The 9,560-nt window shown below is 70.8% G+C and carries 9 protein-coding genes, 1 rRNA gene and 1 pseudogene; 8 read left to right on the top strand and 3 right to left on the bottom strand.

All coding sequences use genetic code 11. The features are described from left to right. The first annotated feature begins 184 nt into the window (after window positions 1–184). The 3 genes and pseudogenes from rrf (at window position 185) to ABTX78_RS31470 (ending at window position 2,813) form a co-directional block, all read left to right on the top strand. A 5S ribosomal RNA gene (gene rrf, locus ABTX78_RS31480) occupies window positions 185–301 on the top strand. Window positions 302–1,346: 1,045 nt separating this feature from the next. Continuing rightward, window positions 1,347–1,910 (top strand): annotated as a pseudogene (locus ABTX78_RS36205) (hypothetical protein); the annotation flags it as partial. Between the two features lie 75 nt (window positions 1,911–1,985). Beyond that, window positions 1,986–2,813 (top strand): hypothetical protein, encoded by an 828-nt coding sequence (locus tag ABTX78_RS31470; RefSeq protein ID WP_352210185.1) that lies wholly within the window; start codon window positions 1,986–1,988, stop codon window positions 2,811–2,813. 85 nt (window positions 2,814–2,898) lie between these two features. Here the strand turns inward: ABTX78_RS31470 and ABTX78_RS31465 are convergent, their stop codons facing one another. Continuing rightward, window positions 2,899–4,179, bottom strand: coding sequence for a DUF1015 domain-containing protein (locus tag ABTX78_RS31465; protein ID WP_352210184.1), 1,281 nt, complete (start codon window positions 4,177–4,179; stop codon window positions 2,899–2,901). 71 nt (window positions 4,180–4,250) lie between these two features. Here ABTX78_RS31465 and ABTX78_RS31460 point away from each other — a divergent pair, with 71 nt between their 5' ends. Further along, window positions 4,251–5,279: an HAD-IIA family hydrolase gene (locus ABTX78_RS31460; protein ID WP_352210183.1), complete on the top strand. Its 1,029-nt coding sequence runs from the start codon at window positions 4,251–4,253 to the stop codon at window positions 5,277–5,279. A gap of 315 nt (window positions 5,280–5,594) precedes the next feature. Here the strand turns inward: ABTX78_RS31460 and ABTX78_RS31455 are convergent, their stop codons facing one another. Then, complete coding sequence (locus tag ABTX78_RS31455) at window positions 5,595–5,726, bottom strand: hypothetical protein (RefSeq protein WP_352210182.1); 132 nt, start codon at window positions 5,724–5,726, stop codon at window positions 5,595–5,597. Between the two features lie 51 nt (window positions 5,727–5,777). On the opposite strand from ABTX78_RS31455, the gene ABTX78_RS31450 reads away from it, so the two are divergent. From ABTX78_RS31450 to ABTX78_RS31440, 3 genes are all read left to right on the top strand, one after another. Further along, the gene (locus ABTX78_RS31450) at window positions 5,778–6,830 is read left to right on the top strand and encodes a FecCD family ABC transporter permease (RefSeq protein WP_352210181.1); all 1,053 of its coding nucleotides are present in this window, start codon (window positions 5,778–5,780) and stop codon (window positions 6,828–6,830) included. Beyond that, on the top strand, window positions 6,827–7,855 hold the full coding sequence (locus ABTX78_RS31445) for a FecCD family ABC transporter permease (protein WP_352210180.1): 1,029 nt from the start codon (window positions 6,827–6,829) through the stop codon (window positions 7,853–7,855). The genes ABTX78_RS31450 and ABTX78_RS31445 overlap by 4 nt, the downstream gene beginning before the upstream one ends. A gap of 91 nt (window positions 7,856–7,946) precedes the next feature. Next, window positions 7,947–8,753 (top strand): ABC transporter ATP-binding protein, encoded by an 807-nt coding sequence (locus ABTX78_RS31440; protein WP_352210179.1) that lies wholly within the window; start codon window positions 7,947–7,949, stop codon window positions 8,751–8,753. Here ABTX78_RS31440 and ABTX78_RS31435 read toward each other — a convergent pair. Beyond that, the gene (locus ABTX78_RS31435) at window positions 8,737–9,084 is read right to left on the bottom strand and encodes an SCP2 sterol-binding domain-containing protein (protein ID WP_352210178.1); all 348 of its coding nucleotides are present in this window, start codon (window positions 9,082–9,084) and stop codon (window positions 8,737–8,739) included. The genes ABTX78_RS31440 and ABTX78_RS31435 overlap by 17 nt on opposite strands. A gap of 75 nt (window positions 9,085–9,159) precedes the next feature. On the opposite strand from ABTX78_RS31435, the gene ABTX78_RS31430 reads away from it, so the two are divergent. Continuing rightward, complete coding sequence (locus ABTX78_RS31430) at window positions 9,160–9,555, top strand: hypothetical protein (protein WP_502994021.1); 396 nt, start codon at window positions 9,160–9,162, stop codon at window positions 9,553–9,555. The last annotated feature ends 5 nt before the right edge of the window (window positions 9,556–9,560 follow it).

Here is a 9,560-nt window from a genome sequence, read left to right as displayed (position 1 = left end):
GGTTGATAGGCCGGATATGGAAGCCCAGTAATGGGTGGAGTTGACCGGTACTAATAGGCCGAGGGCTTGTCCTCAGTTGCTCGCGTCCACTGTGTGGTTCCCGGGTTGCGAACAGTCGCACCGGTTGAACCAAGTTTCACTACTTAATTGAAGAGTGTGCTTGTTCGCTAGAACCCGATAGGGTTTCGGTGGTCATAGCGTTAGGGAAACGCCCGGTTCCATTCCGAACCCGGAAGCTAAGCCTTTCAGCGCCGATGGTACTGCAGGGGGGACCCTGTGGGAGAGTAGGACGCCGCCGAACAATCTTTCAAGGACCCGTGGTCCAGCGTTCACGCTGGACCACGGGTCCTTTTTGTTTTGCCTATTTTTCGAAGCGCGTCCGATGGCCGGCTGCGCGAGAATGACTGCAGTACCCGAAGACAGGAGTCACGCCGATGTCCACCAACTCTCCCGACGATCGTCCGGAGCGCGAGCCGCGTCGCAGGGACGGTGGTGACCGAGGCGGCTTCCGCGGCGGCCGTGATGAGCGGGACCGTGGGCCGCGACGTGACGATGACCGCGGTGGATACCGCGGACCTCGCCGTGATGACGACCGTGGTGGCCGTCCCAACTCCGGTGGTGGCGGCGGCTTCCGCCGTGATGACGACCGTGGTGGCCGTCCCAGCTCCGGTGGTGGCGGCGGCTTCCGCCGTGATGACGACCGTGGTGGCCGTCCCAGCTCCGGTGGTGGCTACGGGCGTCGTGACGACCGGCCCAGCGGTCCCCGTCGTGATGACGACCGCGGTGGCCGCCCCAGCTCCGGTGGTGGCTACGGGCGTCGTGACGACCGGCCCAGCGGTCCCCGTCGTGATGACGACCGCGGTGGTCGTCCCGGCTCCGGTGGTGGTGGCGGCTTCCGTCGCGACGACCGTTCCGGTGGGGGCTCCGGCTCTCGTCCCAGCAGCAGTGGTGGCAGCTTCCGGCGTGATGATCGACGTGACGACCGTTCCGGCGGTGGCAGCGGTGGGGGCTACGGACGTCGTGACGACGACCGTGGGGCCCGTCCCGGCTCCGGCGACCGCGGTGGCTTCCGTCGCGACGACCGGCGTGATGACCGTCGTGACGACCGGCCGAGCGGGCCGCGTCGCGACGACGACCGCGGTGGGTACCGCGGGCAGCGTGACGACCGCGGGTCCCGGCCGGCCGGCGGTGGCTACGGCCCCCGTCGTGACGACCGTGGCGGGCGCCCGAGCAGCGGGGGTGGCGGCGGTGGCTTCCGTCGCGACGACCGTCGTGACGACCGGCCGAGCGGGCCGCGTCGCGACGACGACCGCAGTGGTTTCCGCGGGCAGCGTGACGACCGCGGGTCGCGGCCGGCAGGTGGCAGCTACGGGCGTCGTGATGACGACCGTGGTGGCCGTCCCGCTTCCGGGGATCGTGGCGGGTTCCGTCGCGATGACCGGCGTGACGACCGTCCCAGTGGCGGCGGCTACGGCCGTCGTGACGACCGTCCCAGCGGTCCCCGTCGTGACGACGACCGCGGGTCGTCCCGCCCCAGCAGCGGTGGCTACGGGCGTCGTGATGACGACCGTGGTGGCCGTCCCGCTTCCGGGGATCGTGGCGGGTTCCGTCGTGACGACCGGCGTGACGACCGTCCCAGTGGCGGCGGCTACGGCCGTCGTGACGATCGCCCCAGCGGCCCTCGTCGTGACGACGACCGCGGTGCACGTCCCAGCTACGGTGGCGGCGGCGGTGGCTACGGCCGCCGTGACGACCGCCCCAGCGGCCCCCCGCGTAGGGACGACCGCGACCGTGGTGGATACCGCGGCCAGCGTGACGACAGGCGTGATGACCGTCGTGACGACCGGGGCGGCTACCGCGGTTCCCGTGACGACCGCGGTGGCTACGGCCGTCGCGACGACCGCGACCGGGACCGTGGCGACCGTGAGCCGATCAAGCGGCTGCCGATTCCCGACGACGTCACGGGCGACGAGATCGACAAGGACGTGCGTCAGGAGCTCCAGAGCCTGCCGAAGGGCCTGGCCGAGGACGTGGCGAGGAACCTCGTCATGGTCGCCAACCTGATCGACGAGGACCCCGAGCAGGCGTACGCCTACTCCAAGATCGCCCTGCGGCTCGCCTCCCGTGTCGCCGCCGTGCGCGAGGCCGCGGGCTTCGCCGCGTACGCGACGCAGAAGTACTCGGAGGCGCTTGCCGAGTTCCGTGCCGCCCGGCGGATGACCGGCAGTGTCGAGCTGTGGCCCGTCATGGCGGACTGCGAGCGCGGCCTGGGCCGGCCCGAGCGGGCCATGGCCATGGCCGGCGAGCCCGAGGTGCAAAAGCTCGACAAGGCCGGACAGGTCGAGATGCGGATGGTCGCCGCCGGGGCGCGGCGGGACATGGGGCAGATCGACGCCGCCATCGTGACGCTGCAGAGCCCTGAGCTGGCGTCCAACTCCGTACAGCCCTGGACCGCGCGGCTTCGTTACGCCTACGCGGACGCGCTGCTGGCGGCCGGGCGTGAGGGTGAGGCACGGGAGTGGTTCGCCAAGACGCTCGAGGCGGACAAGGACGGTGCCACCGATGCCTCCGACCGGCTCGCCGAGATGGACGGCGTGGAGTTCGTCGACGCGCATGACGAGCACGACGAGCAGGACACGCAGGACGGCGATCATGACGACCTGAGCGACCCGGCCGACGTGCGGGACGACGAGGACGTCGAGGACGTCGAGGACGTCGAGGACGTCGAGCACGACGACCTGAGCGACGATGTCGTCGAGGCGCAGGACGACGAGGCCGATGACACCGACAGCGAGGGCGACAAGTCCTCGTAGTCGTCAGCGATGACGAAAGGGCGGCACCCCCACGGGTGCCGCCCTTTTTGCTGTCGCATTCGTGTGACACGCCGTTATACGCGCGTCACTCCAGTGTCAGGCTCCGCAGGACCAGGCCCGTGGCCGGCTTCGGGCCGAACGACGTGGACTTGCGGGGCATCGTGACGCCCTCGCGGGCGAGGTCCCGTACGACCTCCTCGCGTACCGGATGCATCAACACGGCGGTGCTGTCGTTGCGTTCGGCCTGCACGACTGCCGCCGCGGTGTCGTGGATGTACGCGATGTGCTCCGGCGCGTCCGGGATGCTCCAGATGTGGTCCAGCAGCGTGGAGTGCAGGACCGTGGCGTCCAGGGTGCGCCACGCCTCCGGGCGGTCGGCGCGGACCGTGCGGGACAACAGCTCCCGGTCGGGGCGGTCGACCAGATGGAACGAACCGTCGCCGGCGAGGAGGAAGGCGTTGCTCTCGGCCGCCGCCTCGGCCAGGACTTCCGTTGCTTCCGCGAGCGGAACATCCAGGCGCCGCACCCGGAAGGCGCCCTCGAGGGACGCGAGGGCCTTGCGGACCGGGAGCCGGTGCAGCAGCCGGTGGATGGCGCGTACACGCAGGGGGTAGCGGGCCGTGTCCACCAGCAGGACGAGGCCGTAGCTCCAGGGACTGGGAGCGTGGTGCTCGGAGTTCAGTTGCAGATAGGTCGCCCAGCGGTGGTGGCCGTCGGCGATCAGGGCCTGGCGGTCGCCCAGGTCGCTGCGGATCTCGGCGAGGTCGCCTGGGTCCGTCACGGACCACAAGCGGTGGCTGAAGCCGTCCTCCGTGGTCGTGGACAGCAGGGGGGAGCCCAGGACGGTCCGTTCGATGACGGCCGTCGCTCCCGTCGCGTCGCCCATGCTCCGGTAGGTGAGGAGCAGAGGCTCCAGGTTGGCGTCCGTGGTGCGCATCAGGTCTGTACGGTCCGCCACGATGTCCGGCATGACGTCCTCGTGGGGAAGGACGACCCCTTCGGACGGCTCGGACAGGGCGAGCGCGCCGATGATGCCGCGCTGGAGGATGTCGTCCCGGCGCTGCTCGTACACATAGAGCGCGGGCTCGGGGTCCGGGGCCAGGACGCCTTCGTCCAGCCAGCGGGACAGGGTCTGGGCGGCCAGCCGGTGGCGGGCGTCCGCACTGTCCGCCTGCGGCAGGATGAGCCGGACGATGTTGTACGGGTCCGCGGACTCCAGATGGTGCAGTCCGTCGGGCCTGACGACCACGTCGTAGGGCGGCGAGGTCACGGCGGCGAGACTGCCGACCCGCTCGGGGACGTATCGCAGTCCACGGAAGGGGATCAGGCACAGACCGTCGTTGGCCGCGGGACCTTCGCTGTTCATTCGAGCATCGTATGTGCGTTGCCCGATGCGCGATGATCGGGGGAGTGACACGGACGAAGGAGCGGAAGCGAATGAGCCAGCCCAGCAGGACCCGGCCGAGCGGAAGCGCGACGGCGCTGAGCGAGGCGTACGACACCGCTCTGCTGGATCTGGACGGTGTCGTGTACGCGGGAGGCGCGGCCATCGCGCACGCCGTGGAATCGCTGCTGACCGCGCGGGACGGAGGCATGCACTTGGCGTATGTGACGAACAACGCGCTGCGTCCGCCGGAGGCGGTGGCCGAGCACATCACCGAACTGGGTGTGCCGACGGCGGCCGACGATGTCATCAACTCCGCCCAGGCCGTCGCCCGGCTGATCTCCGAGCAGGTCCCGGCCGGTTCGCGGGTGCTGGTCGTCGGTGGTGAGGGGCTGCGGGTGGCGCTGCGCGAGCGCGGTCTGGAGCCGGTGGAGTCGGCCGACGACGACCCGGCGGCGGTCGTGCAGGGATACGGCGGCCCGGACCTGGCGTGGGGCCGTTTCGCCGAGGCCTGCTACGCCATCGCGCGGGGTGTGCCGTGGTACGCGTCCAACACCGACCTGACGATTCCGAGCGGACGCGGGATCGCGCCCGGCAACGGTGCGGCGGTCGAGGTCGTCCGGATTGCGACGGGTGCCGAGCCTCAGGTGGCGGGCAAGCCTCTGCCGCCGATGCACAAGGAGACGATCCTGCGGACGGGCGCGACGAAGCCCCTGGTGGTGGGTGACCGGTTGGACACGGACATCGAGGGCGCCCACAACGGCGGTGTGGACTCGCTGCTCGTGCTCACCGGGGTCACCGACGGAGCGCAGCTGCTGGCCGCGCCGCCGCAGCACCGGCCGACGTACGTCGACGCCGATCTGCGCGGGATGCTGACGGGGCAGCCCGAAGTCTCCGCGGACGGTGCGGGGTTCACCTGTGGCGGCTTCACCGCGTCCGTACGGGACGAGGAACTGGCGCTCGACGGTGAGGGTGAGCCGCTGGACGGGTTGCGCGCCCTGTGTGCGGCGGCGTGGACCCGGGCCGGGGACGGCACCTGCACACTCGACGCGGGCAAGGCGCTGTCCCGGCTGGGCCTGTAGACGGCGCTGGGCCTGTAGCAGCGCCGGGTCTGTAGAGCCGTCGCCGTTCGGGCCCCCGCCGCGTGTGGGCGGGGGAGTCCGTTCAGCTGCTGAGCCTCCGCAACGAGGTGACGGCGGCGGCGAGTTGGGTCGGGCTTGCCGTTCACCGGCCTGCTGGGTCCGAAGACGCCGGTGCACTCGATGCCGTAGTCGTGGCGCGCGGCCGCGGTGCTGACAAAAGGCGACAAGGTTCTTCGGCGTCTTGTCGGTCCTGACGACCTTCCCGCTGTCGTCCGTGAAGCTCCAGGCCCGCCGTCCGCGGTTCCGCTCGCTGCCTCAGCAGCCGACGAGCAGGGCGCCGAGGTCGAGGGCGCCGGTGGCGGTGAGCAGCCCGGGTCGGCTGAGACCGCCGCGCGGCGCGGGAGTCGCGGAATCGTGCGGCTGGGCAGGCACGGAGCGGTTCGGCACAGGGAGTTCCCTCAGCACAGAGTTAATGCGAGGGTAGGCTAACCTAACCACGTGTTGGTCGACAGTCCCCCCAAACAGAGCGCGGAACCGCAGTCCGCACCTGCGTCCCGGAAGCGCCATCTCCTGCGCGCCGCCGGGCTGCTGGTGGCCGCCGGTGTCCTGCTGCTGGTCTGTGTCGCGAGCATCGCCGTCGGTGCGAAGTCGATTCCGCTTGCCGATGTGTGGCACGGCCTCTTCGACAACCAGGGCTCGGGCAACGACGTGATCGTGGCCGATGTGCGCGTACCGCGGACCCTGCTCGGCCTGATCGCGGGTGCCGCCCTCGGGCTCGCCGGCGCGGTGATGCAGGCACTCACCCGCAACCCGCTGGCGGAACCGGGACTGCTGGGGGTGAACGCGGGTGCCTCCGCCGCCGTCGTCTCCGCCATCAGCTTCCTCGGCGTCACCTCCCTCACCGGATATGTCTGGTTCGCGTTCCTCGGCGCCGGTGTGGTCTCGGTCCTCGTCTACATCCTCGGCGGCAGCCGCAGCGCGACTCCCGTACGGCTCGCGCTCGCCGGAACCGCCGCCACCGCCGCGCTCTACGGCTACATCAACGCCGTACAGCTGCTGGACTCCGCCGCGCTCGAACGCCTGCGGTTCTGGACCGTGGGCTCGCTGGCCTCCGCCGACATGGCGACCGTCGCCAAGGTCGCGCCGTTCATCGCCGTCGGTGTGCTGCTCGCCCTGCTGCTCGCCCGGCCGCTCAACGCCATGGAGATGGGCGACGACACCGCCCGCTCGCTCGGCGCCCACCTCAACCGCACACGCGCGCTGTCGATGCTGGCCGTGACCCTGCTGTGCGGGGCGGCGACCGCCGCCTGCGGCCCGATCATCTTCATCGGGCTGATGATTCCGCACCTCGTGCGCTCCATCACCGGCCCCGACATGCGGTGGGTCCTGCCCTACGCGACCGTCCTCGCCCCTGTCCTGCTGCTCGGCGCCGACGTCGTCGGCCGGGTCGTCACCCGCCCCGCCGAACTCCAGGTGGGCATCGTCACCGCGCTGATCGGCGGGCCGGTCTTCATCCACCTCGTACGCCGCAAGAGGATGGCCCAGCTGTGAAAGCGATACGCACCCCGGGCGGATTCTCCGTCCGGACCGACCCGAGGGCCGTCGCCGTCGTCCTCGTTCTCACCGCGGTCACCCTCGGCGCGGGAATCGTCCTCATCGGCAGCGGAGACTTCCCGATCGCGCCCGGCGATGTCGTCGCAACCCTGCTCGGGAACGGCACGGCCGCGCAGGAATTCATCGTCCAGGACCTGCGGCTGCCCCGCGCGCTCGTCGGACTCCTCGTCGGTGCCTCGCTCGCCCTGAGCGGCGCGATCTTCCAGACCATCTCCCGCAACCCGCTCGGCAGTCCGGACGTCATCGGCTTCGGGCAGGGCGCGACCGTCGGGGCGCTCACCGTGATCGTCATCTTCCACGGCAACCCGCTCGCCGTGGCGGGAGGCGCGATCGTCGGCGGACTGGTGACGGGAGTCGCCGTCTACCTGCTGGCATGGAAGCGAGGAGTCCACGGCTACCGTCTCGTGCTCATCGGCATCGGCGTGGCCGCGATCCTCACCGCCGTCAACCACTACCTCGTCACCAAGGCGAGTCTCATCGACGCGACCCGGGCCACGCTGTGGATGACCGGGTCGCTCGACGGCCGTGACTGGGCCCAGTTCTGGCCGCTGCTGGCGGTCTTCGTGCTGCTCGTTCCTCTGGTGTTCGTGTACGGCCGGCCGCTGCGCCTGCTGGAGATGGGCGACGACGCCGCCTTCGCGCTGGGCGCCCCCGTCGAGCGCACACGTGTCGTCCTGATGGGCTCCGGCGTGCTGCTGATGGCGGTCGCCACCGCCGCCGCCGGCCCGATCGCCTTCGTCGCGCTGAGCGCGCCTCAGCTCGCCCGTCGCCTCACCCGCTCGCCCGGGCCCAACCTCGCCGCCGCCGCCGCGATGGGCGCCGCGCTGCTGCTCCTCGCCGACTGGACCGCGTCCACGGCGTTCGGCGACCGCCAGCTGCCGGTCGGAGTGGTGACGGGTGTGCTCGGCGGCTGCTATCTGCTGTGGCTGCTGGTCACCGAACGCAAGGCGGGACGCATATGAAGGACCGTTCGCCCGCGAGCACGCCCACGCAAGCCGGGACGGGTACGAACCCGTGACGCCCGTGAACCCCCGATCCAGGAGTACGACCACCATGCAGCGTCTCACCGCGGAATCGGTCACCCTCGGCTACGACCAGCGCGTCATCGCCGAAGACCTGTCGGTCGAGATCCCCGACAACTCCTTCACGGTCATCGTCGGACCGAACGCCTGCGGCAAGTCGACATTGCTGCGTGCCCTGTCGCGCATGCTGAAGCCCTCCCGGGGCCGGGTCCTGCTCGACGGACAGGTCATCCACTCCCTGCCGGCCAAAAAGGTCGCCAGGACCCTCGGCCTGCTTCCGCAGTCCTCCATCGCGCCCGACGGGATCACGGTCGCCGACCTCGTCGCACGCGGCCGCTATCCGCACCAGGGCCTGCTGCGCCAGTGGTCGCCGGAGGACGAGCGCATCGTCCAGGAGTCGATGGACGCCACCGGTGTCGGTGAATTGGCAGAGCGCTATGTCGACGAACTGTCCGGCGGACAGCGCCAGCGCGTGTGGATCGCCATGGCACTCGCGCAGCAGACCCCGCTGCTGCTCCTCGACGAGCCGACGACGTTCCTCGACATCCAGCACCAGCTGGAGGTGCTCGACCTCTGCGCCGAGCTGCACGAGGAGCAGGGACGCACGCTCGTCGCCGTCCTGCACGACCTCAACCAGGCCGCCCGCTACGCCACCCACCTGATCGCCCTGCGCGAGGGACGGGTCGTCGCCGAAGGAGCGCCCGGCGACATCGTCACGGCCGAACTCGTCGAGCACGTCTTCGGGGTGAAGAGCCAGGTCATCGCGGACCCGGAGTCCGGGACACCGCTGGTGGTGCCCGCGGCCCGCAGGCGTGGCGCGGTTACAGCAGCGTCCTGAGGCGGATCAGATCGCGGAAGCCGGCCTCCAGCCTGACCCGGCCGGAGGCCCACGCCTTCGCGAAGTTCAGCTCGCCGTTCACCATCGCCACCAGGTCGTCCCCGGTCATCGCGAGACGGATCTGCGCCTTCTCGGGCGGAGGTCCGTCGACCGTGTCCGCGACCTCGATCCGGCCGCCCTCCAGGCGGCCGGTGAACGTCACGTCCAGATCCCTGATGTGGCAGCTCAGGGAACGGTCGAGCGCGGCCGCGCTGCGCACATCACCGTCCGCCTGCGCCAGGTTGTCCGAGAGCATCTTGAGTGCGCTGCGGCACTCCTCCGTCGTCGCCATCGTGAGCGACGGTACCTCAGCGCTTCGCGGTAGCGTCTGGGCATGAGCGACTCGATGCCGGGCCCGCACGCCCGGATGATCCAGGAGCAGGGGATCGACGGCGCCCCACCGGCCCCGGGCGCGGCGGAGCCCGCCCCGGGCACCTCCCTGGAGCAGGAGACGGAGCAGGAGACGGCCGTGACGGCCGGGCACGAGCAGGAGCACGAGTCCGGGCAGGACGCCGGGCCCTCCGCGTACGAACCCGCCGCGCCCTCTCCCCTGGGCGTCCAGCGCGTACCCACCGGCAACGCCGAGGTCGACGCCCGGCTCGAGCGGCTCGGTGATGCCGACCACCTCGCGGCGGACGGACACCTCGCCGTGTACGAGGATGTACACCGAGGACTGCGCGACGCACTGACCGCGCTCGACGCACGCCCGGCGCCCGCACCTCAGGCGCCCCCGCCGTCACCGCCGTACAACTACAGGAGCTGAACCGA

The organism is Streptomyces sp. NPDC096193 (assembly GCF_040302905.1).
In the GTDB taxonomy this organism is placed as follows: Bacteria; Actinomycetota; Actinomycetes; order Streptomycetales; family Streptomycetaceae; genus Streptomyces.
Note: the sequence above shows the minus strand (reverse complement) of the source record. Positions and strands in the feature narration are given on the sequence as shown.

Excerpts from the sequence above, each read along its gene's own strand:
- ABTX78_RS31435 (WP_352210178.1), bottom strand. The coding sequence starts at position 9,084 with ATGGCGACGACGGAGGAGTGCCGCAGCGCACTCAAGATGCTCTCGGAC.
- ABTX78_RS31460 (WP_352210183.1), top strand. The coding sequence starts at position 4,251 with ATGAGCCAGCCCAGCAGGACCCGGCCGAGCGGAAGCGCGACGGCGCTG.
- ABTX78_RS31430 (WP_502994021.1), top strand. The coding sequence starts at position 9,160 with ATGATCCAGGAGCAGGGGATCGACGGCGCCCCACCGGCCCCGGGCGCG.
- ABTX78_RS31465 (WP_352210184.1), bottom strand. The coding sequence starts at position 4,179 with ATGAACAGCGAAGGTCCCGCGGCCAACGACGGTCTGTGCCTGATCCCC.
- ABTX78_RS31440 (WP_352210179.1), top strand. The coding sequence starts at position 7,947 with ATGCAGCGTCTCACCGCGGAATCGGTCACCCTCGGCTACGACCAGCGC.